General features: G+C 38.5%; 19 protein-coding genes and 2 tRNA genes. 14 read left to right on the top strand and 7 right to left on the bottom strand.

The genetic code is table 11. The features are described from left to right. Window positions 1-146 precede the first annotated feature (146 nt). The 8 genes from pgi (at window position 147) to I6F45_RS12295 (ending at window position 11,532) form a co-directional block, all read left to right on the top strand. The gene (gene pgi / locus I6F45_RS12330; RefSeq protein ID WP_165741604.1) at window positions 147-1,793 is read left to right on the top strand and encodes a glucose-6-phosphate isomerase; all 1,647 of its coding nucleotides are present in this window, start codon (window positions 147-149) and stop codon (window positions 1,791-1,793) included. A gap of 268 nt (window positions 1,794-2,061) precedes the next feature. Continuing rightward, window positions 2,062-3,534 (top strand): glucose-6-phosphate dehydrogenase, encoded by a 1,473-nt coding sequence (gene zwf / locus I6F45_RS12325; RefSeq protein WP_101163306.1) that lies wholly within the window; start codon window positions 2,062-2,064, stop codon window positions 3,532-3,534. Between the two features lie 2 nt (window positions 3,535-3,536). Further along, window positions 3,537-4,247, top strand: coding sequence for a 6-phosphogluconolactonase (gene pgl / locus I6F45_RS12320; RefSeq protein WP_165741606.1), 711 nt, complete (start codon window positions 3,537-3,539; stop codon window positions 4,245-4,247). A gap of 336 nt (window positions 4,248-4,583) precedes the next feature. Next, a complete protein-coding gene (locus tag I6F45_RS12315; RefSeq protein WP_002961447.1) occupies window positions 4,584-5,288 on the top strand; it encodes a SapC family protein in 705 nt (234 codons plus the stop codon). A 290-nt stretch (window positions 5,289-5,578) separates the two neighbouring features. Then, window positions 5,579-6,610: an isoaspartyl peptidase/L-asparaginase family protein gene (locus I6F45_RS12310; RefSeq protein ID WP_010555079.1), complete on the top strand. Its 1,032-nt coding sequence runs from the start codon at window positions 5,579-5,581 to the stop codon at window positions 6,608-6,610. A 272-nt stretch (window positions 6,611-6,882) separates the two neighbouring features. Then, on the top strand, window positions 6,883-10,770 hold the full coding sequence (hrpA, locus tag I6F45_RS12305) for an ATP-dependent RNA helicase HrpA (RefSeq protein ID WP_197118893.1): 3,888 nt from the start codon (window positions 6,883-6,885) through the stop codon (window positions 10,768-10,770). 75 nt (window positions 10,771-10,845) lie between these two features. Next, window positions 10,846-11,226 (top strand): response regulator, encoded by a 381-nt coding sequence (locus tag I6F45_RS12300; protein WP_007581064.1) that lies wholly within the window; start codon window positions 10,846-10,848, stop codon window positions 11,224-11,226. 9 nt (window positions 11,227-11,235) lie between these two features. Continuing rightward, window positions 11,236-11,532, top strand: coding sequence for a PilZ domain-containing protein (locus I6F45_RS12295; protein ID WP_007581065.1), 297 nt, complete (start codon window positions 11,236-11,238; stop codon window positions 11,530-11,532). A 30-nt stretch (window positions 11,533-11,562) separates the two neighbouring features. Here the strand turns inward: I6F45_RS12295 and I6F45_RS12290 are convergent, their stop codons facing one another. Beyond that, complete coding sequence (locus I6F45_RS12290; protein WP_007581068.1) at window positions 11,563-12,753, bottom strand: class I SAM-dependent methyltransferase; 1,191 nt, start codon at window positions 12,751-12,753, stop codon at window positions 11,563-11,565. 64 nt (window positions 12,754-12,817) lie between these two features. Between I6F45_RS12290 and I6F45_RS12285 the strand changes: the two genes are divergently transcribed. Together I6F45_RS12285 and I6F45_RS12280 are read left to right on the top strand one after the other, a co-directional pair. Continuing rightward, window positions 12,818-13,549: an HD domain-containing protein gene (locus tag I6F45_RS12285; protein ID WP_231609664.1), complete on the top strand. Its 732-nt coding sequence runs from the start codon at window positions 12,818-12,820 to the stop codon at window positions 13,547-13,549. Between the two features lies 1 nt (window position 13,550). Further along, window positions 13,551-13,991: a VOC family protein gene (locus tag I6F45_RS12280; protein WP_197160639.1), complete on the top strand. Its 441-nt coding sequence runs from the start codon at window positions 13,551-13,553 to the stop codon at window positions 13,989-13,991. On the opposite strand, the gene I6F45_RS12275 is transcribed toward I6F45_RS12280, so the two are convergent. Both I6F45_RS12275 and I6F45_RS12270 read right to left on the bottom strand, forming a co-directional pair. Further along, window positions 13,988-14,980, bottom strand: a complete 993-nt coding sequence (locus tag I6F45_RS12275; protein WP_197160638.1) for a response regulator — start codon at window positions 14,978-14,980, stop codon at window positions 13,988-13,990. The two genes, I6F45_RS12280 and I6F45_RS12275, sit on opposite strands and share 4 nt — an antisense overlap. 3 nt (window positions 14,981-14,983) lie before the next feature. Continuing rightward, window positions 14,984-18,316, bottom strand: a complete 3,333-nt coding sequence (locus tag I6F45_RS12270) for an MHYT domain-containing protein (protein ID WP_197160637.1) — start codon at window positions 18,314-18,316, stop codon at window positions 14,984-14,986. A 343-nt stretch (window positions 18,317-18,659) separates the two neighbouring features. On the opposite strand from I6F45_RS12270, the gene I6F45_RS12265 reads away from it, so the two are divergent. After that, window positions 18,660-19,292, top strand: a complete 633-nt coding sequence (locus I6F45_RS12265; protein ID WP_442960271.1) for a M48 family metallopeptidase — start codon at window positions 18,660-18,662, stop codon at window positions 19,290-19,292. Window positions 19,293-19,377: 85 nt separating this feature from the next. On the opposite strand, the gene I6F45_RS12260 is transcribed toward I6F45_RS12265, so the two are convergent. Then, window positions 19,378-19,462, bottom strand: a tRNA-Tyr gene (locus I6F45_RS12260). Between the two features lie 97 nt (window positions 19,463-19,559). Continuing rightward, a tRNA-Tyr gene (locus I6F45_RS12255) sits at window positions 19,560-19,644 on the bottom strand. Between the two features lie 112 nt (window positions 19,645-19,756). Between I6F45_RS12255 and I6F45_RS12250 the strand changes: the two genes are divergently transcribed. The 3 genes from I6F45_RS12250 to I6F45_RS12240 all read left to right on the top strand — a co-directional run bounded on the left by I6F45_RS12250 (window position 19,757) and on the right by I6F45_RS12240 (window position 21,877). Continuing rightward, window positions 19,757-20,284, top strand: coding sequence for a VC2046/SO_2500 family protein (locus I6F45_RS12250; RefSeq protein ID WP_165728208.1), 528 nt, complete (start codon window positions 19,757-19,759; stop codon window positions 20,282-20,284). A 179-nt stretch (window positions 20,285-20,463) separates the two neighbouring features. Continuing rightward, window positions 20,464-20,766: a DUF6172 family protein gene (locus I6F45_RS12245; RefSeq protein ID WP_002961433.1), complete on the top strand. Its 303-nt coding sequence runs from the start codon at window positions 20,464-20,466 to the stop codon at window positions 20,764-20,766. 193 nt (window positions 20,767-20,959) lie between these two features. After that, the gene (locus tag I6F45_RS12240; RefSeq protein WP_024598317.1) at window positions 20,960-21,877 is read left to right on the top strand and encodes a GGDEF domain-containing response regulator; all 918 of its coding nucleotides are present in this window, start codon (window positions 20,960-20,962) and stop codon (window positions 21,875-21,877) included. Between the two features lie 74 nt (window positions 21,878-21,951). Here the strand turns inward: I6F45_RS12240 and I6F45_RS12235 are convergent, their stop codons facing one another. After that, window positions 21,952-22,431, bottom strand: a complete 480-nt coding sequence (locus I6F45_RS12235; protein WP_010555087.1) for a YchJ family protein — start codon at window positions 22,429-22,431, stop codon at window positions 21,952-21,954. 38 nt (window positions 22,432-22,469) lie between these two features. Next, a complete protein-coding gene (locus I6F45_RS12230; RefSeq protein WP_007583705.1) occupies window positions 22,470-22,904 on the bottom strand; it encodes a SulA-like leucine-rich domain-containing protein in 435 nt (144 codons plus the stop codon). Between the last annotated feature and the right edge of the window lie 58 nt (window positions 22,905-22,962).

Genomic DNA, 22,962 nt, shown 5'->3' with positions numbered 1-22,962 from the left:
TCTAAAATTATAAAAACAGCACTTTTTTTGCATTTTTAGTTATACTATCGGCGCTTAATTTTAGTGTAAATAAGCAGTGTTAAGAGTTCTGCTTTTATAAAAAACATTTTTAAATCAATTGATTGAAAAAACTAGAGGATATTTCCATGTCTAACCGAACGCAACTAGCAAGTTGGCAAGCACTAGAGCAAAGTGCAGCTAAGATGAAACAAACACATCTGAAAACGTTATTTGCACAAGATGACACGCGCTTTTCTCAGTTTTCGACTCAAGTACCTGGCGTATTATTCGACTATTCTAAGCAACTTATTGATAACGATGTTTTTGCAAACTTAATGTCGCTTGCTAAAGAATGCGATATTGCATCGTGGCGCGATAAAATGTTTAGCGGTGAAAAAATCAATATCACCGAGGATCGCTCAGTACTACATACGGCACTTCGTAATCGTGCTCACACTCCATTAATAGTAGATGGCGAAAACGTAACACAAGCCGTAGACAACGAATTAGCTAAAATTAAAGTGTTTGTAGAAAAAGTTCGTAGCGGTAAATGGTTAGGCTATACCGGTAAAGCGGTAAAAGATGTGGTAAGTATTGGCGTAGGTGGTTCTAACCTTGGCCCACAAATGGCAACAGAGGCATTAAAAGCACTTGCTGATGATACGTTAAATGTTCATTACGTATCTAATGCTGACGGTGTACAAATTTCGTCTATATTAAAAGCCATTGACCCTGAAACAACATTATTTGTTATTTCGTCAAAAACATTTACTACGTCAGAAACTATGACAAACGCTAAAACAGCGGTTGACTGGTTTTTACAAACAACAAAAGATGAAAGTACAATTGCAAAACACTTTGTTGCAGTAAGTACAAATTTAGAAAAAACGGCAGCTTTTGGTATCAGCGACGAAAACGTATTCACTATGTGGGATTGGGTTGGCGGTCGCTTTTCACTTTGGAGTGCGATAGGCTTACCAATTGCTTTATATTTAGGCTACGACGCCTTTGAAGCAATTTTAGAAGGCGCGTTTGAAATAGACGAGCACTTTAAATCTGCGCCGTTTGAGCAAAATATACCATTAATTATGGCATTGCTTAGTGTATGGAATACGAGCTTTTTAGGCTACACAGCGCAAGCTATATTACCGTACGACCAATCACTGCATATGTTGCCTGCTTATTTACAGCAAGGCGAAATGGAAAGTAACGGTAAACACGTTAACTTTGCAGGCGAAACGGTACCTTATACTACAGTTCCAATTATTTGGGGCATGACGGGTATTAATGGTCAGCACGCGTTTTATCAGTGTTTACACCAAGGTAATGTAATTGTACCTGCAGATTTTATTGCATCAGTTAAGCCACAAGTGAATGTTGATAAGCATCACGATATTTTATTATCAAACTTCTTTGCACAAACAGAAGCGATGATGAGTGGTGTAGATGCAACGCAAGTTACTGCTGATTTAACCGCTAAGGGTAAATCGCAAGCAGAGATTGATGAGTTATTAAATCATAAAATTCATCAAGGCAATCGTCCTACAACGTCTATGCTATTAGATACAGTAGATGCTAAAACAGTGGGCCGTTTAATTGCACTGTATGAGCATAAGATATTTTGCCAAGGCATTATTTTAGAAATATGTTCGTTTGACCAATGGGGTGTAGAACTGGGTAAAGGTTTAGCATCTAAAATTGAGAGTGAACTCACTGATGAAAGCGTTAAACATGCTCATGATAGTTCGACAAACGGCTTAATGGCGTACTACAAACAAAACCGTACGCAGTAAAAAATTCGCTTACGCAAGTAAGTAAACCGAGTACCTTTGAACGGGTAGCGCTGGAGTGCTTAGGGTCTGTATTTTTGTGAGAGGAGATACAGGGCCCCTAAGGCTCATTTAATAAGCGCAATGATAAAAATAATAATAAATCATCGATACAGAACAATTCAGCAGGCTTTTATTTAAATACAGCTATAAAAGCCATCTAATCTAGCAATAAATAGGCATACCCGCGCATTTATAAAGTGTACTGGGTATCACAACGTAGAGAGTAACTATGCTTAATCCTTTTGATATTATAATTTTTGGGGGCGGTGGTGATCTTGCGTTACGCAAATTGCTACCTGCAATGTACAGAGCATATCAAGAAGGTAACTTACCTGAAGGCTCACGTATCCTACCAACAGTACGCGAAGAATCGAAACGTGCTGAATACATAGAAACAGCGCATAAAGCATTACAAGAATTTTTAAGCAAAGGTGAGTTTAACGCTAAAGATTGGAAAGCATTTTCTACTTTTTTAGTGCCAGTGGTAAGTAATGTTACAGAAGCAGACGACAACTGGGATGTGCTAAAAGGCATTTTAGATGAGCACGAAAGCACTAAGTCTCGCGTGTTTTATTTATCGCTTCCGCCTGCTGTTTACGGCACATGTTGTGAAATATTATCGACTAAAGGTTTAATTACACCTACATCACGCGTTGTTGTTGAAAAGCCTATTGGTTATTGCGGTGATTCTGCTGAAGCAATTAATGGAAAAATTGCAGAATTTTTTAATGAAGAGCAAATTTTCCGTATTGACCATTACTTAGGTAAAGAAACAGTACAAAACTTAATGGCGCTACGTTTTTCAAACTCATTGTTTGAAAATATGTGGGATGCTAAATCTATTGATAACATCCAAATTAGCTTATCAGAAACTGTTGGCCTTGAAAGCCGTGCTGGTTTTTACGATAAAGCCGGTGCACTTCGTGACATGGTTCAAAACCATTTATTACAACTACTTTGTTTAGTTGCAATGGAGTCGCCTAATAAGCTTAACGCTAACAGCATTCGTAACGAAAAATTAAAAGTATTAGAAGCACTTCGCCCACTAGTAGGTGGTGATGTTGATGAAAATATTGTGCGTGGTCAATACGTACCAGGTGACTTAAACGGTAAAATTGTACCGGGTTACTTAGAAGAGCTAAATGAAGGTTCTAGTAAAACAGAAACGTTTGTAGCTATTCGTGCGCATATTGATAACTGGCGCTGGGCGGGTGTTCCATTTTACCTTCGTACGGGTAAACGTATGGCTAAGCGCTGTGCAGAAATTGTGGTTGAATACAAAAAAGTATCTCACAATATCTACGAAGATAACGTGGGTAATATCGAGCCCAATCGTCTTGTTATTCGTTTGCAGCCAGAGGAAACAATTCAACTAACGCTTATGTCTAAGCGTCTTGATAACCTTCAAATGCAACTTGAACCAGTAACAATGAATATTGAGCTTTCACAAGCTTACAGCAATGGTTTTCACTCAGATGCGTACAAGCGTTTAATGCTTGATGCCGCTGCAAATAACCCATCATTATTTATTCACCGTGATGAAGTTCGTCAAGCGTGGAAATGGATTGATCCAATCATTGACCGTTGGCAAGACAAAGGCAAGCCTGCGCTTTACCGTGCTGGTAGCTGGGGTCCTGAGGATGCTGATGAACTATTGGCAGAAAAAAGCCACGTGTGGTTTAACACAGGCGATAAGGTATAAGCATGGCAACACTAGTTGAAAAATTTTTTGACGATAAAGATGCGTTAACAGCTGAGCTTTCTGCAACGCTTGAGCAATCACTACGTGATGGTATTAAAAATGATGGCCGTGCTGTATTAATGGTGTCGGGTGGCTCGTCTCCTGCGCCCGCTTATAAGCATCTATCAACGCTTGATTTAGATTGGCAACATGTTGATGTTGCTATGGTTGATGAACGCTGGGTAGACCCAAGCCATGAAAAAAGTAACGAAGCGTTTATTAAAAGCACGTTATTACAAAATTTTGGCAGTGCTGCAAACTTTATAACCATGAAAAACGATGCTGCAACCGCGCAGCAAGGCAGTGAAGTGTGTGAAGCCGCTTACAGTGCTTTAAAAGCGCCATACGATGTAACTATTCTAGGCATGGGCCCAGATGGTCATACAGCGTCGTTATTCCCAAATGCAGACGGTTTAGAGCACGGTTTAACAACTGAGCAAACAGTATGTGCAATTAATGCGATACAAAGTGATGTGACGGGTAGTATTACTGAGCGAATGACCTTAACGCTAAATGCCATTGCGCAATCTAAAGTGGTTAAGCTTTTAATTAGCGGTGAAGAAAAACTCGCTGTTTATAAGCAAGCAAAAGCGGGCGGCGATGTTCATGACATGCCACTTCGCGCTGTGCTTAATCACCCAAGTATAAATATTGAAGTATATTGGGCGCCTTAATTTAGGTGCTAATTTAACTTTTAAAGGCCGCTTATATAAGCGGCCTTTTTTATTTGCTCAAATTTAAGCCTAAACACTGCAAAAAAACAGTCCTGAACTGTTAACCAATGTTAATGAATAACTTTGGTTTGTATTAAAATCAACCATGAAGTGTGTTGTTTTTGAACAGAATTTATGAGTTTGAGCTGTATGTTTTTTAGCAACGCTCAGATTTGGTTAGATTTTATTTTTTCATGGTCGCTGTCATAAAAGTTTCCCTTCCTTTTTTAGCTCAAAAGCATTAGCCTAAAGGTATTAACAATGAAACATATAAATTAAAATAAACGGAGCAGTAACATGGCGGAGCAACAAGTACAGCCTTTACACAACGAAAAGCATGCCAACACTAAAATTCAAAACGGCATCAATGTAGAATTCATGAAAACTCAACATTTAGTGCCAGTAGTTGCACATGAGTTTGCACGCGTAGCAAACGAGTTTCCAATGTCATTCGTTAAAAACAACGAAAGCGGCACTTTTCAAGCTGTTGCTATGTTTGGCTTAGAGCCAGGCGAAAACCTTTTTGTAGAAGATGGTAAATGGACTGCAGCATTTGCACCTATGGCATCTACTCGTTACCCACTGGGCTTAGTTAAACACCCAGATCAAGATCAATACGGTATCGTAATTGACGAAGCAAGTGCGCTTGTTGGTGAAGACGAAGGTAATGCATTATTTGAAAACGGCGAAGAAACAGATTACCTAAAACGTCGTAAAGAAGCGCTTGTATCTTTTATTGAGTTTTCTCAAGTAACTGAAGCGTTCACTAAATTCCTTGCTGATAAAGAGCTACTAATTGCGCAAACGCTTACAGTAGACATTAAAGGCGAGAAAAAAGACATCAACGGTATTTACCTTATCGATGAGAAAAAGCTAAACGAGTTAAGCGATGCTGATTTCTTAGAGCTTCGTAAACGTGGTTACTTAGCACCAATTTATTCTTTCTTAACGTCTACTCATCAAGTAGCACGTTTAGCGCGTTTAAAAGCTAAACAAGCTTAATTATACCAATTGCATTAAATTAGTGATCTATTATAGCGATAAGAAAATAGCTCAATAACAAGGCTAAAATTATGATACATAGTTGTTCTATATAAATAATTTTCAACGTAGTTAGTGAGCTATTTAATACGCTAGAATGATCATGTTTTTAATAAAATTGGTATTACAAACACGTAAAATTTTAAAAAGCGCCTTAAGGCGCTTTTTTTATGCCATTAAACTCACTTTAGTTGAAATTAAGCCCGCAACCATTCACATTAGTTTATAACTTTCCCATAAAAGAACTCATTATGAAAACACCCTTATTAGCAATTTTTGCGAGCAGCCTTTTTGCTTTAAGTAATAGCGTATTCGCTGCAGAGACTCCTTTTGCCATTGCGATTCATGGTGGGGCAGGGACAATAGAAAAAGCACGATTTACACCCGCCCAAGAAAAGCAGTACCGCGCTAAATTAACAGAGGCTGTAGAGACAGGTTATAAAGTATTGCACCAAGGCGGTGAAAGTTTAGATGCGGTAACTGCGGCAATTACAGTATTAGAGCAATCGCCTTATTTTAATGCAGGGCGTGGAGCGGTATACACTTACGATGGCGGGCATGAGCTTGATGCATCCATAATGGATGGTCGAAACCGTGAAGCAGGCGCCGTTGCGGGTGTAAAGCATATTGAGAGCCCGATTAAATTAGCGCGTTTGGTCATGGATAACTCTGTACACGTAATGCTTAGTGGGCAAGGCGCTGAGGAGTTTGCTAAAGAGCAAGGTGTTGAACTTGTCGAAAATAACTTATTTGATACCGAGCCTCGTTACAAAGCGCTTTTAAAAGCAAAACAAAAATTAGATAAAGCCAAAGCAACCAGTAAAGAGTACCAAGCCGCGCACAAAGCATTGCCTAACTCTTACAAAATGGGCACGGTTGGCGCAGTGGCGCTTGATAAAAACGGTAATTTAGCGGCAGGTACATCCACAGGTGGTATGACGGCAAAACGTTATGGCCGTGTAGGTGACGCGCCGGTAATTGGTGCTGGGACATTTGCTGAAAACGAATCGTGCGCAGTATCGGCAACAGGGCACGGTGAATATTTTATTCGCTATAACGTAGCGAGCGATATATGTGCGCGTGTTAAGTATCAAGGTAAAACCATAGCTGAAGCTGGAGATGAAGTTATAAACGGTGTGCTTAAGCCAATTGGTGGCACTGGTGGCGTTATTATTATTGATACTAAGGGGAATATTAGCTTGCCGTTTAATACCTCTGGCATGTATCGGGCAAGTAAATCGAATACGCAAGCGACCTACGTGGGCATTTTTAACGACGAATAAGCCAAAGTAATTTAATTAACCTCAACTCTGGTTAAGAGATTTACTAACATATTGAACCACAATGATATTTTAATTCATTTATTGCTAGCCAGTTATTTTCAGTGCAGTTAGCGCTGAAAATAACTGCTTGAGATAGATTTATTATTCGCAGTTTAGGTGAATCGCAGCGTTTATATAACAAACAACCCCGTGTTATGCATTTTGTAGGATTAACCCCGGCCGTTTAATTTGATACAATTATGGCTCTTTAACTAATTTTGTAAGGTATGCGGGTGGTAAACCTAGGTCAGTTGTTTGGCGAGCTAAAAACGTGCTTGAAAAAAGATCAATTCATTTTCAAAAAACGCTTACATGGCGTAAAAAAAATAACGGATGAAAACAAGCATGCCAACGCGCTTGAAAAAATAGCGGCTGATATAACCCGTAGCCAAGAATTACGCGATAAACGCTTAGCGGGCCTTCCTAAAGTGACTTACCCTGAGCAATTGCCAGTAAGTCAAAAAAAGGAAACAATTAAAGACGCCATTGCAAATAACCAAGTGGTTATTATTGCCGGTGAGACGGGCTCAGGTAAAACAACTCAAATACCTAAAATGTGTTTAGAGCTTGGTCGTGGTGTTGATGGCTTAATAGGCCATACTCAACCACGCCGACTCGCTGCGCGAACGGTGGCTAACCGTATTGCTGAAGAAATGAAGTGCGAACTTGGTCAGCAAGTCGGTTTTAAAATTCGTTTTAGCGATCAGGTTTCTAATAATACGTACGTTAAACTCATGACTGACGGTATTTTACTGGCAGAAATTCAGCAAGATCGATTTTTAAACCAATACGACACCATAATTATAGATGAAGCGCACGAGCGTAGCTTAAACATCGACTTTATTTTAGGTTACTTAAAAAACCTACTTCCAAAACGTCCCGATTTAAAAATAATAATTACGTCTGCAACCATCGATCCTGAGCGCTTTTCAAAGCATTTTAATGATGCGCCCATTATAGAAGTATCGGGTCGTACTTTCCCTGTTGATGTGCGTTACAACCCAACGGCCGATATTAATAAAGAAGATATGGAAGCCGAGGGCGATCAGCTACAAGGTATTTTTGATGCTGTTGACGAACTGTGCGCGGAAGGTCCTGGCGACATACTGATATTTTTAAACGGTGAGCGTGAAATACGCGATACCGCTGATGCACTTAGCAAGCGTAATTTAAAACACACTGATGTATTACCACTTTACTCGCGCTTATCTAACGCAGAGCAAAACCGTATATTTGCGCCACATTCTCGTCGTCATATTATTTTATCGACCAACGTAGCCGAAACGTCACTAACCGTGCCTGGTATTCGTTATGTCATAGATCCAGGTACTGCGCGTATAAGCCGCTACAGTTATCGTACAAAAGTTCAGCGCCTGCCAATAGAACCTATATCGCAAGCAAGTGCTAATCAGCGTATGGGTCGTTGTGGACGTGTTGAAGCGGGTATTTGTATTCGCTTGTACTCTGAGGATGATTTTTTATCGCGCCCAGAGTTTACCGACCCTGAAATACTGCGCACTAATCTTGCCTCAGTTATTTTGCAAATGTTGGCACTCGGGCTTGGTGATATGGCGCAATTTCCGTTTGTGCAAGCACCAGATAGCCGTAATATAAGTGATGGTTTATCGTTATTAGAAGAACTACAAGCAGTAAAACCAGACAAACGTGATAGTAAAACGAGTTTAACCGCTTCAGGTAGAGAACTCAGCCGATTACCGGTAGACCCTCGTTTAGCTAAAATGGTGCTCACAGCTCACAAACTTGGCGCATTGCGTGAAGTGATTGTTATTGTGGCGGCGCTGTCGATTCAAGATCCACGCGAACGCCCGCAAGAAAAACGTGCTGCAGCTAACGAAAAACACGGTCGCTTTGACGACCCAGATTCAGACTTTATCGCTTTTTTGAACTTATGGAATTACTTAGAAGAGCAGCAAAGCGAGCTGACTAACGGCCAGTTTAGAAAGCTGTGTCAAAAAGATTTCCTAGCCTATATGCGTTTGCGTGAGTGGCAAGATATTGTTTATCAAATAAGTACTGTGTGTAACGAAATGGGCATGAAAGCAACCAGCCAAGCGGCTGATGGCGAACTTGTTCATAAAGCGTTATTAAGCGGAATGCTGAGCCATATTGGCTTTAAAGATGAGAAGCAAATATACAAAGGTGCACGTAATAGTCAGTTTCATATTTTTCCGGGTTCAGGTTTATTTAAAAAGAGTCCTAAATGGATCATGTCAGCGGAGCTGGTAGAAACCAGTAAATTATATGCCCGCACAAATGCAAAAATAGACATTAACTGGGTAGAACCATTAGCACAGCATTTAGTAAAACGTAGCTACACAGAGCCACACTGGGAGAAAAAGCCAGGTGCGGTAATCGCGTTTGAGCAGCAAACTTTGTACGGCTTACTTGTTGTAAATAAACGCCGCTGTGTTTATAGCAATATTGACCCTAAAGTGAGCCGAGAGCTTTTTGTACGCACTGCATTAGTTGAGCAAGAGCTGGGCTTAAACGAGGGCTTTTTAGCGTTTAACAGTGAGCTTATTGAAGATATTCAAGTACTGGAAAATAAGTCTCGTCGTCGTGATATTTTAGTTGATGAGCAAACGTTATTTGAGTTTTACGATAAAAAAATACCCAAAGAAATTAATAACCGCGCTGCATTTTTAAAATGGTATAAAACACAAAAACAACAAAATAAACATTACTTACACATGACCCGTGAAGAGCTAATGCAGCATGGTGCAAGTAATATCACTGAGTTTGACTACCCTGACACATGGCAGCAAGACAATATTATATTACCGCTTGCTTATCATTTTGACCCAGGACAAGCGGTTGATGGTGTTGCGGTGCAAATACCGGTAGCACTGTTGAATCAAGTACAAGAGAGTGGTTTTGACTGGCATATACCTGCATTTAGACATGAGCTAATAAGTGGGCTTATAAAGTCATTGCCTAAATCGCTTCGCCGTAATTTTGTGCCAGCACCAAATTATGCAGATGCAGTACTTGCAGCTATTGAGCCAATGCAAGGTAGCTTAATTGATGCTTTAGCTACGCGCTTATTAAGAATGACAGGTGTGAGAGTTGATGCAGAAGCGTGGGATTTAACCGCGCTTGCACCGCATTTACGATTGCAGTTTGAAGTACGTGATGAACACGATAAGTTACTTGCTCGTGGACTTGATTTAGCCAAACTTAAAGCAGAGCTGCAAGGTGAAGTAACCGAAACACTGTCTAAAGTAGCCGATAAAGGCATTGAAAAATCAGACCTAACACAATGGGACTTTGGTGAGCTGCCAGCGTCATATGTTAAAAAACAAGGTCAATACGAAATAAAAGCATACCCTGCGCTGGTGGATAAAAAATCAGCCGCTGCAGTGGAGCTTTTTGATAGTGAAGCAAAAGCGCAGCAAGCGCATCAACAAGGTTTGCGCCGTTTAGTATTGTTAAATGTGCCGTCGCCAATTAAGTACTTACAACAAAACTTACCGAATAAGGCAAAGCTGGGTCTGTACTTTAATCCATTTGGTAAAATAGCTGATTTAATTGATGATTGTATCGCCGCAGGTGTTGATAGCTTATTAGTGAAACACGGCGATATACGCGACGAAAAAGCATTTGAAACAGTAAAAGAGCAAATACGAGGTGAGCTAGGTGATGCCGTTGTATCGATTGCAACGCAAGTTGAGCAAGTATTAAGTATTGCGCACGCACTGCATAAAAAAATGAAAGGGCGCGTTGATTTAACCATGATAACCGCGCATGGCGATATAAAATCACAGCTTGAGTCACTTATATTTAAAGGTTTTGTGAGCGCGCATGGCGCAGATAAAATAACGGATTTAATTCGTTATTTAAAAGCGATTCAAAAACGTTTAGAGAAGCTGCCTGTGGATCCAAATCGTGATAGGTTATGCGTACTAGAGTTGGATAAAGTTGCTCAAGAGTACAAAAAAGTAGTTAATAAAACGCCTAAAGGCTTGCCTATTCCACAAGAAGTAACCGCTATTTTTTGGATGCAACAAGAGCTTAGAGTGTCGCTATTTGCTCAAACACTTGGCACGCCTTACCCAATATCTGCTAAACGGGTACTCAATGCGATAAAAGAGATAGAATAAAACTTGCATTTTCTATTAAGCTTAGTACCTTAATAGGAGGATTTATTTTTGTTTTGAAAAGGAAGTGACATAGTTATGTCCTCATCGATTGAACATAAAACAAAGCGACTTTTAGTGGTAGACGACGAGTATTTTAATTTTGAAATGCTCAAAGCAGCACTCGCGTCGAAATTTGATGTTAGTTATGCAGATTCAGGGCAAAGCTGTCTTGCATCGGCAATTGCGAGTCCGCCAGATATAATTTTGCTTGATGTTTGTATGCCTGGTCTTGATGGTTATGATACATGCCGAATGCTGAAACACACACCTGAAACAAAAAATATTCCTGTTGTTATGGTATCGGGCCTAGAGTCTCCATCTGAAAAACAAGCAGGGTTTGACGCTGGTTGTAACGCATATGTTGTAAAGCCATTTTCAGTGGGTGCTTTGTTGGAAGAAATTAACACGGTTTTTTAGAGGTAACGTATGTTTACTGATGATAAGCGAAATTTTAGACGCATGCAGATCAATACACCTGCAAATTTAACAACGATAGAACCAATAGCGGGTTTAAGTTTTGCCGCAGAGTGCGTGGATTTAAGTGCAACAGGTTTATCAATTCATTTAGATGAATTACTTGAACCTAATACATTACTGACGGTGAACATTGATTCAACTCACCCAAGTATTGCGCCTTTAAATGCAACAGCAAAAGTAATACGTGCCAGCAAAGAAGATGATGGCACGGTAACAGCAGGTCTTGAAATCATTCAGTTTAACTAACTTGAATCCAGTTAAACTCAATAGTAGATATTAAAAAACCTTACAGATTAAGCCTTTTAAGTAAAAGCCTTCAGGGTAGCTGCCAGCAATTGGGTGATCAGCTGCCTGGTTTAATCGCTCCATTATAAGTAGGTCTTTACCTGCATCAAGTGCTGCATCGGCTACTACTTTTTGAAATAAGTTTTGTTCCATTAAACCAGAGCATGAGAACGTTAGTAATGTTCCACCTGGTTTTAGTATTTGCATGGCAATCATGTTGATATCTTTGTAACCACGACACGCACCGGTTAGCTGCGCTTTATTATCAGCAAACTTTGGTGGGTCCATTACGATGGTATCAAACTGTCTACCTTCGTCGCGGTATTGGCGTAGTAACTTAAATACATCCTGCTTAACAAAACTTACTTTATTTAAATCTAAGTTATTATGCTCAACATTACGTTTTGCTGTATCTAAAGCGGGTTGAGATACGTCTACGTTAGTTACATGCTCACATCCACCACGCAGGGCGTACAACGAAAATGTACCTGTATAACTAAAACAGTTAAGTACCGTTTTACCCTTTGAGAAGCGCTCAAGTGCGGCGCGGCTATCGCGCTGGTCTAAATAAAAGCCTGTTTTATGTCCATCAATTATATCGACTTCAATTTTAAAACCGTTTTCCTCAATAAGTACCGGCTGTGTTGGTTCGTTACCCCAAAGAGCGCCTTTTATTGGCTCTAAGCCTTCTTTAGTGCGTACTTCTACGTCTGAGCGCTCGTAAATGCTAGAACCTGGGAAAATAGACATCAACGCGCCAACAATCTCGCCTTTATGACGCTCGGCACCCGCACTTAGTAGCTGACACACTAATACATTATCAAACTTATCGATTGTAACGCCTGGTAAGTAATCAGATTCAGCAGCACATAATCGAAACCCTGTTAATCCGCCTTCTTCTATTACTTGGCTACGTGCTTCTAATGAGCGACGTAAACGGCGTTCAAAAAAGTTTTGATCAATTACTTCTTTTTCGTCAAAGCTCCAAACACGTGCACGAATTTGTGAGTGAGGGCTGTAAGCAGCAGTTGCTAAAAACTTACCTTCGCTATCGTGAATCGTTACTGTGTCGCCTAATCCAGGTTTACCTTTAATTTTTTTGATGGCTTTTGAAAATAACCAAGGGTGTTTTCTTTTTAATGATTTATCGCGACCAGCTTGTAGGTAAACGGCAGATGACATAAGGCTTCTCAGTAGTAATAAATAAGCGCTGTATTTTAGTCAAGCAAGGAGCAACATACAATGAATGTTTTGCAAGGTGGGCATAAAGCACGGTAAAGTACGGATAATTTATCGATTCATTAGCTTTTGGAACCTAATAGTGCCTGACGCCGTTTTAAGCCCCGATTTAAAAATACTTAATTCACAATGTAGAGAATTTATAACCTCTTTAGTGCATGCCGATGTTGCTCACGATATTACCCATATAGAACGCGTGGTGCGCGTTGCAATACAGTTATGTAATGCGGAGCAGGCAAACATGTCAGTTGTATTACCTGCAGCGTGGATGCACGACTGTGTGGCGGTGGCTAAAAACCACCCTGATCGTGCAAAAGCCTCTACTATGGCAGCCGATAAGGCATTGGAATTTTTAAAATCTATTAATTATGACGAGTCACTTTTTGATGAGATTCATCATGCCATTGCCGCTCATAGTTTCAGCGCAAATATAAAAATTAAAACAGTTGAAGCGCAAATAGTACAAGATGCTGACAGAATGGATGCATTGGGCGCTATTGGGGTGAGTCGCTGCATGAAAGTAGGCGGATCAATTTCTCGGTTATTGTATAACCCAGAAGACCCTTTTTGTATTGAACGCGAGGCTGATGATAAAAAATACACGCTTGATCACTTTTTTATAAAGTTATTACATATTGCCGATAGTATGAATACGCCATCTGCTAAAGCAGAAGCGAATAGACGTACAAGGTATATGCATGACTTTTTAGAGCAATTAAAGTCAGAAATAGGTGAGTAACGTGAATAATACAAGCATACCTAAGTTATCTGGGATTGATCATTGCCATTTAAATGTTGATAGCTTGGTTGATGCCGTTAAGTGGTATGAGCGTGTTTTAGGTTTTAGTGTAGTATCCGAGCTTGCCTTTTGGGATGAGGACGGACGCGGCCCTTTAACACTTGAAGACGCTAGTTCAACAACTCGTTTAGCACTTTTTGAAGGTGAGGGGCGTAGTAAAGGGATTGCATTTTTGGCAACTGGCGAGCAATTTATTCAATGGCGTAATCATCTTGAGGGTTTAAATATAAAAGTAGTTTTAGCAGATCATGGTGTAACGTTTTCTATGTACTTTAAAGATGGAAGCGGTAATAGCCATGAAATTACCTCACATGACTATCGTTATATAAAGTCTTACTATCCAAATGTTGAGCTTGGCTCTCACAGCGCTAAAAAGAATTAGCTTTCTTGATTTGAATTTTTTATAGCAAGAATATCGTCTAAGTTTTTCACAAATAGTTCGATTAGAGCGGGATCAAAATGAGCTCCTGCTTGCTCTTGCATATGCAAAACTGTTTTCTCTACACTCCATGCCTCTTTATAAGGGCGTTTTGAAGTCAGAGCATCAAAAACGTCAGCAACGGCAACAATTCTACCTTCAATTGATATTTCTTCGCCTTTGATCCCGTTAGGATAGCCTGAACCATCCCATTTTTCGTGGTGTTCAATAGCAAGTTTATGAGCGAGTTGTAATAATGGCGATGAAGAATTTGCTAATATTTGTGCACCAATTATGGCGTGTTTCTTCATATGCTCAAACTCTTCAGAAGTTAACTTGCCTGGCTTGAGTAAGATAGCATCAGGGATACCTATTTTCCCAACATCGTGCATTGGGGCGGCTTGGCGTAAAAGCTCTGCACTTTGCTCATCCATACCTAGCGCTAATGCTAATACTTTGCTGTATTGGCTCATACGCACTATATGTTCGCCAGTGTCAGTATCTTTATATTCAGCAGCACGGCCTAGGCGTTGTACTAAATCTACATGTGCTTGTTTTAATTGCTCAGCTTGCACTAGCGATAAGTGAGTTTTAACTCTAGCTCTTACAATAGCAGGGCTTATTGGCTTAGTAATATAATCTACGGCACCAAGTTCAAAACCTTTAAATTCATCATTTTCGTCCCCCAAAGCTGTCACAAAAATAATGGGGATATGAGACGTTTTAGGATTGTTTTTTACCCGCTGGCAGACTTCAAACCCATTCATATCTGGCATCATTATGTCGAGCAAGATTAGCTTTGGTAGTTCTTTTTCAAGTAGTGCCAATGCGGCATCACCCGATTTAGCAAACGACATACGATATTGATTACCTAACACTTCGCGCATTACTTTTAGATTTGCAGGCTCATCGTCAACAATTAATACTCGTGGCCTATCTGTTGTAAAATCCATTAATTAATACTCATTGTTTGTTAGTTTTTCAAGTAAGGTTTCTAGTATTACGTGTGCTTTATCAAAATCAAATTCATCAAAGGCCTCGGCTATAGCATCAACTTCATTTTTATAGATTGAAGGTATGCCGCGTTGCAGTTTTGCTAGTAGCTCATCATTTAATTCTGCATTTTGTGCATCTTGATAGAGCGTCTTACACAGTGACTTAATTTCATCAATTGATAGCGTGTCAGAACTATTATCTTCAGGCTTACTACTTGGCTTATCGCAAGTATTAGATGATAGCAATTGTGAGATGACAAGTAGCTCGTTTTTTATATCGTCTAAAGTACTAATAACTTTAGCGTCACTTTGTTTTTGCTCTAAATCGGTTAATAACTTCATTAATGTTATTAGGCCTAAGTTACCAGCAACACCTTTAAGTGTGTGAATGGTGCTATCGACATCTTTTATGTTTGATAATTTATCACTGAATAATGTTTCGAACCGTTTATTACTGCCACTAATAAATTTAGTAATCTCTGTAAGTTGCTTACATTTAGAACCCCAAAGAGCTAACCCTTTTTCAAAATCTATATGCTGCGCTTTAGGATCGCTTTGCGATATAACCATTTCTTTTGCAATACCAAGACCAAGCACTTGTGCTATTTCTTGGTTTAGCTGATTTATATCGACGGGTTTATTTGCAAAGCCATTCATGCCTGCTTTTTTAGCCGTAAGCTTATCTTGTTGTAATACACTGGCTGTGAGCGCGATAATTGGCGTGTATTTAATTTGTCTTTGATTTTCTATTGCTCTTATTTTTTGTGTTGCCTCTATGCCATCACACAATGGCATATGTATATCCATTAAAATGACATCAAAGTCTTGTTCTTCAAATACTTTAATCGCTTCAAGTCCGTTAGATGCCTTGGTAACTGCATGTTGATCGCGTGACAGGAGTAAAGAAAGTAGTTCTGTATTTTGCTCTATATCGTCAACTACTAACACCCTAAGTGCAGGCAGTTGTGTGTGTAGACCATCAAAATGATCTATTTTAGTTTCGTCACCTAAAGTAAGCGGCAATGAAAAGTAAAAGCAGGTGCCTTTACCTAGCTCACTTACTAAGTTTATTGTTCCGCCCATAAGCTCTACAAGTTGTTTGCTTATGGTAGTACCAAGACCTGTACCACCAAAACGGCGAGTAGTAGTACCATCGGCTTGTTCGAAAGGTTGAAACACTGCTTGAATACGATCTTTTGCAATACCAATACCGGTATCTTGCACTTCAAAAAACAGATGCTGATTTTGTGTTATAGCAACAGTTACGGTAACAGAGCCTTTTTCGGTAAACTTAATAGCATTACCAATTAAATTAGTAAGTACTTGCCTGAGTCGATCTGGGTCACCGTAATAAGTAGCACTTACTGATTCTTTAATATGAAGTTTAAGTTCTAAATCTTTCTTTTTAGCTTCTAACCAAAAAGTAGAAATAATACTGTCTATTACTGGCTTTAAACTAAAGTGTATTAGCTCAATAGTGAGCTTACCGCGCTCTAGTTTTGCCGAATCGAGAATTTCATTTAATAATCTAAGTAATGAACGCGCTGCATTATTTACGGTCACTAAATGTTTTTGTTGTTCTTGATCAAGTGGGGTATCCATTAACAAGTCACTAAAACCTATTATAGAATTCATTGGGGTGCGTATTTCATGGCTCATATTAGCCATAAAAGATTGCTTTGCATAAGCAGCTTCTTCAGCTTTAAATTTAGCTTGCTCTAGTTTTTCTTCATATTCTTTGCGTTCTGTAATATCGACTAAAACACCATCAATCCACTTTGCTTGGCCTTGGGGGTCAAAGTCGATGCTGCCTTTATTTAAAAGCCATAAGATTTTACCGCTTCTGTGGCGAATTCTATATTCGATTGAATACTGACGTTTTTCTTCTACGGCTTTTGTGACGGCATCTACAATAGGTTGCTGGTCTGATTTTAAAACTAGATCGTTAAATTCAATGCAATGTTCAGTAAATTCATTAGGGTTATAACCCGTTAACTCGTTGATGCTCGGGCTGATAAAAAGCATGGTCCAGTTATCATCAAATTTACACCTAAAAGCCACACCTGGCATGTTATCCATTAAAGAGCGGTATTTTTGCTCTTTTTCTTCAAGGCTTTTTTGTAAAGCTCGTTGCTCTGATAAGTCGGTTATGAAGCCTACGTATAGAGGATTTTGCCCTGGCTGATTAACTTCTCCAATCCCCAAACGAATCGGGAATAAGTGGCCATTTTTATGCTTTGCAAAAATTTCACGGTTAACACCGATTACTTTACCTAAATCAATATTTTTAGCTTTAGAAAGGTAGCTATCGTGATGCATCGCGATAGCATCATCCATTAGCATTTTAATATTATGATTTTGTACTTCATTTTCGTGCCAGCCAAAAATTTTACTGGCTGATTCGTTAAAACTTAAAATAATGCCGGTGTGATCAATCGTTACGATTCCATCAATGGCTGTGCCTAAAATTGCGTTTAAGCGAGACTCGTCGGCTGACTTTTCTTCAAGTAACATTTTATATCTGACCATGCCATTAAGTACCGCTACTACGCTTGTAATGGCAATCGTTGCAGTTGCAACCGCGATGGCTACAAAAGTGAGCCCAGCAGAAGCATTTGCGTCGTCATATAAAAGAGGAGATGTTGCAACAAAGCGTGTAGATGCCATGCCCATATAATGCATAGCAGCAACAGCAAAGCCTAATATTGTAGCGCTGATGGCTCTATTTTGTAGGTATGATAGTTTTGGAAAAAATTTTTCAAGATTAAAGCGGCTATATAACGCTATAAACGAAAGAGCGACGGCAACTAAAATTGAAAGGCCAAAGGTCAGTGGGTCATAGCGCAACATTGGGGAAAGCTCCATTGCAGCCATACCGCTGTAATGCATTGTACCAATACCAGCCCCTAGTAAGATGGAGCAAATGCTGAGCACTCTAAAGTTTCCATCACTATTTACAAGTATTGATACTGCATACTGACATGCTAATAAAGCAGGAAGAAAAGAGAGTAGTGTGATTGTTGGATCGTAGCTTATATTAGTACATAGCGAAAAAGCTAACATACCTATAAAGTGCATACTCCAAATACCAGAAGAAAATACAGTTGCTGCGGTTATATTTGCTAAACGTTGATAACGAGGGAATTTAGTCTCTTTTGCTAAATCAATGAGCTTTGTAGTAAAAAAAGCAGCAAAAATGGCTATTAATACAGACATTGAGACTAGAAGAGGGTCGTAAACCCCATTGAGTATTAGGCTTGGATCTTGGTCTGTAATGAAGAAAGCTGATAGCATAACGGCTCGAAATATAATCTTTATTTTACAAGTTTAATCTAATTTACTAATAAATGAACCGTTATTTCTAATCGCGCTATAAAGTGACGAATTCTAACCAAGTTTATTTATTTTTTGTTATTGAAGTAAATAAAATATTTTAACTTTCAATTCAAATAAAACAGACGGCTCAATCTATAGCTTATTATAATAAAGTGGATTAGGAGTTAGGTGCGACTGTATGCCTAAGAGTTTAAAATTGATGGTAATATGGATTATATAAACGGATGCAATATTTAGAGTTTAGGTCGTGTTTGAATATCAACTAAAAAAGAGTACTAGACGCAAAACAGTCGCAATAAAAGTGCATAGTCAAAAGGTAACTGTGTATGCGCCACATTTTGTCGCAAAAAAACACATTGATACTTGGTTATTTGACAAACAAGAGTGGGTTGCAGAACAATTAAAAAAACAATTGTCAATTGATGACACTAAGCAGTACCCTTTTGAATCTAAAAAAATAAGTGTTTTTTCAGAAACTATTTATTTGAAATTGGACTCAGGCCAAGATTCCAAAGTAACCCCGTATGATGACCACTTACTTATTACAATATCTCCTCGAGTTAAAAACACTAATCAAAAGTATCGACAGCTATTAGAGACTTATTTAAAAGAGCAGCTTATTGCTTACATAGAAATGCGTTTAGCGTATTTCTGTACTCAAATGGGTGAAGAGTTGCCAAATGATTTAAAAATAGGTGTTTATAAACGAAAGTGGGGGAGTTGTAATAGCAAGCGAGAACTCACTTTTAATTTACATCTTATAGGTGCTCCTTACCACGCTATAGATTATGTGATTGTTCATGAGCTTGCCCATTTAAAGTATTTAAATCATAGCAAAGCTTTTTGGCAGCGAGTAGAGGCGTTTTTCCCCGATTACAAAACATCATCTAATTGGTTAAAACAAAATGGTATGAGTTTACAGTGGGTGTTTTGATGTTACGGAATATAGGAATATAGGAATATAGGAATATAGGAATATAGGAATATAGGAATATAGGAATATAGGAATAGTAGAGAAGTGGTGGAGGGAGCTGGATTCGAACCAGCGAAGGCTGAGCCGTCAGATTTACAGTCTGATCCCTTTGGCCGCTCGGGAACCCCTCCACACTAATTTTATTGCATTTGGCCCCACTTAACTTAGCGGTAAGAANATAGGAATATAGGAATATAGGAATATAGGAATATAGGAATAGTAGAGAAGTGGTGGAGGGAGCTGGATTCGAACCAGCGAAGGCTGAGCCGTCAGATTTACAGTCTGATCCCTTTGGCCGCTCGGGAACCCCTCCAATGCAACGGCGCTGATAATAGCAAATTGCGTATTTAAGTAAAGAAAAAAGCTAAAGAAAATTGAAATAAAGCCGATAAATATCTATCAGTTACCACAATCGGCTAAAGACTATGCAAATAGATGATTTGTTAATCACAGAGAGTCAGTTAAACAGTAGACTCAATAATAGTGTGCATGAAAATCGCCGTGGCGAATTTGCACTATTATTAGCGATGCTGTCACATGACGCACTCGACTTTAGTCAATTTCATTTACCAAAAACTGAAATAGATAATTTAGTTATAGAAGAAGAGGCGTTAAGAAAGCAATTTGGCGCAGGTCCAAAGCAACTTTTAGCCCCTGATGAATATAATATGTTGGTTGGACAATTTAATGCATCATTAATATCTCAAGAAGGAGAGCACTGTGGTATGACAAGTATTAAGTTAAGACAATGCTTAAGCCCTGAACCACTTGCGATTAGAAATGATGATAAGCATATTCCACTTAATATAATAGATAACTGTGAGCTTGCCGTCAGAAGAAGAATTAAAAGCGAACAAACCCAACTAGCTAATCCCCCTATAGATGCAGCTGCTTTTTACGACAGCCTTAATAATGATGCATTACATCAACCACTTCAGCTCATTGCGGTGTGATATATGATTGTAATAATCACCAGTTAATATATGCTTTATAACGGGTCTGCTTTATATATTTGCTAATAATTGATTTAATGAAAAAAAAGCATCCAAAAATTAAATGCAATTGCTATAATGGCGTCAAATGGTATGACATGAAATGCCATTATCATTAAACCAAGGTAATTAGGAACGTAATGAAGAAAACATTCACGCTAAATCACGAGAAAATCAAATACCCTCGTATGGTTGATGCTGCAAAGCACGAAGTGAAAAAATATTTGAAAAGAGAGCGTAATAAAACGCTACCTGAAGATGCTGACTATTGGGCATTTGACTGTAAGTTTGGTAACACAGCTGAAGATGCGCAAGTTGTGCACGTTGCTGAATTAAGTAACCAAATTGGCGAAATTGAAAAGCAAGGTTTGACCTCTTTCTATGTAGAGATTTTAGCTCGACCTGCACAACGTCAACAGTTAGATTTAGATGATGACGAATAACACTTAATTTAATTAAGTGTTCGAAGTTTTAAAATGAGCCCAAGTGGCTCATTTTTTGTTTTTATGCATTAAAGATTCACCATAAATCATTTTTATTAGTAACCAATAAGTAGAATTTTACTTTGTTAACATTTGCATAACAAAATGTAGTGATATAGGGTGTGTTTAATAAAAAAAACAAAACAGTTGTACCATGCCGATAAATTACTCTGACCACCAATTGAAATTAAGCTTAAAGAGCTCTAAGGTACTTGTCGTTGACGATCAGCTATTAAGCTTAATTGTATTAAAAAAAATATTATCAGAGCATTTTAGTGTAACAACAACGAGCTGTGGTGAGGATGCGATTGAAATTTGTAAACATAATCCGCCAGATATAATACTACTCGATATTAATATGGAAGGAATGAGTGGTATTGAAACATGTCTAAAATTAAAAAATATATCTGAAACACAAGATATCCCCGTTATTTTTGTAACCTCATCTGAAAATCAAGAAGAAGAGTGCTGGGAAGCCGGAGCTGTAGATTTTATAAAGAAACCAACTAACTCGGAAACTTTATATAGAAGAGTGCGCGCCCATATTACGATGAAACTTCAACATGACTTACTCAATCAAAAAGTATTTCTAGATGATTTAACAAAGGTATTCAATCGTCGTTATTTTGATGCGCATTTTTCTAAAATGGAACGAAGCGCCTTACGAGAAAAAGTCGACTATGCACTATTACTCATCGATATAGACTACTTTAAGCAATACAACGATCTTTATGGTCATGTGCAAGGCGATACGGTTTTAAACCTTGTTGCACAAACTATTACTAATAGTTTGCAAAGGCCAACCGATTTTGTTGCGCGTTACGGCGGCGAAGAGTTTGTAGTTGTTTTACCGCATACAAGCACTGAAGGTGCGATTTGTGTTGCTGATAAAATTAAACAAAATGTGGTCGATTTAGGAATATTACACAGATATTCAGAATATGACTTTGTGACTATTAGTATTGGCGGTGCAACCCTACAACCGTACGTAAATAACAAAAACACCTTGCAGATCGCAGATGAAAAAATGTATGAGTCCAAAATGCAAGGTCGTAACCAAGTGTGTTTTTAAGTTTAGCTAGCTAATAAATCACTTTGCCACTTAAAAACACCTTGTAGGTGATAAATATTAAATAAGATTATTTATTACACGCTATGACATTTTTTGTACTTTTTATTGCTACCACATGGGCAGTCATCATTTCTGCCCACTTTAATATCTTCAACAGGATATATAGTGCCATCTAAATAACGCCATTGAGTGTTTTCTTTAATAAACTGCGATTTTTCGTGGAGCTCACAAAATAAGTTTTGATAAAAATATTGGGCTTTAAATTCTACAGTGCCGGTATCTCCATCATGGCTTGACCCAATTACATCAAGATTTATAAATCGACAGCTGTTAGCAAAATCATTGATTTCTTTAACCGGATTTTCAGCTTGTTTTTCTTTTGCGTAGGTTTGATAAACATATTCTGCATTTTTAATAACATAAGCACTGAATCGTGAGCGCATAAGTTGTTCAGGAGAATCAGCTTGCTTAACAGATAAGTGAAGCGGCTCGCAGCAATCAGCATAATTGTGCCCACTGCTGCAAAAACATAATGTGGTATTGAGTGAAGTCATAATAATAATACAAAGTCTAAAACATTAGTTTAACAAGCTTATTGGGCGAGTGATATCTCTGTTGTTTGAGACTTTTTAGTAAAACAGTATAGTTTTGTATTCGTTTTACTTAAATCGAACGATAAATTCGTAAGTAGTTGGTTATTAACTATATCGGTCCAGGTAATTACCGCTGCAAAGTTTCCGTTATGTAATGCAGAATTTAATACATACTCTAAATTTACTAGGTGCTTCTGTCTAATAACAAGTAATTTACTTGTATCAATAGAGCATGAGTCAAGTAAAGCTTTGCTAGGTACGTGATCTGGAGCAATTAGTAACGTCCATGCATTAGAGCTATTGTATTGGTGTAATACTTTTAAAAGCTCAAAGGTCGCTGAAATTTCATCTTCAATTTGAATCAAATTCACGCAATCGCTTTGCTCATCTTGTTGGTAACTTTTAACTGTTCTTACGGTAATAGGCTGTAACATAATTTCACTCACTGGGTTTTTATACAGTATTCATATACAGTAGTTTATACAGTGCTTT

The sequence above is a fragment of the Pseudoalteromonas sp. SWYJZ19 genome, from assembly GCF_015864375.1.
Taxonomy (GTDB): Bacteria; Pseudomonadota; Gammaproteobacteria; order Enterobacterales; family Alteromonadaceae; genus Pseudoalteromonas; species Pseudoalteromonas arctica.
Note: the sequence above shows the minus strand (reverse complement) of the source record. Positions and strands in the feature narration are given on the sequence as shown.

Coding starts and splice junctions, on each gene's coding strand:
- pgl (WP_165741606.1), top strand. CDS start 3,537: ATGGCAACACTAGTTGAAAAATTTTTTGACGATAAAGATGCGTTAACA.
- I6F45_RS12235 (WP_010555087.1), bottom strand. CDS start 22,431: ATGACTTCACTCAATACCACATTATGTTTTTGCAGCAGTGGGCACAAT.
- I6F45_RS12245 (WP_002961433.1), top strand. CDS start 20,464: ATGAAGAAAACATTCACGCTAAATCACGAGAAAATCAAATACCCTCGT.
- I6F45_RS12295 (WP_007581065.1), top strand. CDS start 11,236: ATGTTTACTGATGATAAGCGAAATTTTAGACGCATGCAGATCAATACA.
- I6F45_RS12315 (WP_002961447.1), top strand. CDS start 4,584: ATGGCGGAGCAACAAGTACAGCCTTTACACAACGAAAAGCATGCCAAC.
- I6F45_RS12285 (WP_231609664.1), top strand. CDS start 12,818: ATGTTTTGCAAGGTGGGCATAAAGCACGGTAAAGTACGGATAATTTAT.
- zwf (WP_101163306.1), top strand. CDS start 2,062: ATGCTTAATCCTTTTGATATTATAATTTTTGGGGGCGGTGGTGATCTT.
- I6F45_RS12240 (WP_024598317.1), top strand. CDS start 20,960: ATGCCGATAAATTACTCTGACCACCAATTGAAATTAAGCTTAAAGAGC.
- pgi (WP_165741604.1), top strand. CDS start 147: ATGTCTAACCGAACGCAACTAGCAAGTTGGCAAGCACTAGAGCAAAGT.
- I6F45_RS12290 (WP_007581068.1), bottom strand. CDS start 12,753: ATGTCATCTGCCGTTTACCTACAAGCTGGTCGCGATAAATCATTAAAA.
- I6F45_RS12300 (WP_007581064.1), top strand. CDS start 10,846: ATGTCCTCATCGATTGAACATAAAACAAAGCGACTTTTAGTGGTAGAC.
- I6F45_RS12230 (WP_007583705.1), bottom strand. CDS start 22,904: ATGTTACAGCCTATTACCGTAAGAACAGTTAAAAGTTACCAACAAGAT.
- I6F45_RS12250 (WP_165728208.1), top strand. CDS start 19,757: ATGCAAATAGATGATTTGTTAATCACAGAGAGTCAGTTAAACAGTAGA.
- I6F45_RS12270 (WP_197160637.1), bottom strand. CDS start 18,316: ATGCTATCAGCTTTCTTCATTACAGACCAAGATCCAAGCCTAATACTC.
- I6F45_RS12310 (WP_010555079.1), top strand. CDS start 5,579: ATGAAAACACCCTTATTAGCAATTTTTGCGAGCAGCCTTTTTGCTTTA.
- I6F45_RS12275 (WP_197160638.1), bottom strand. CDS start 14,980: ATGGATTTTACAACAGATAGGCCACGAGTATTAATTGTTGACGATGAG.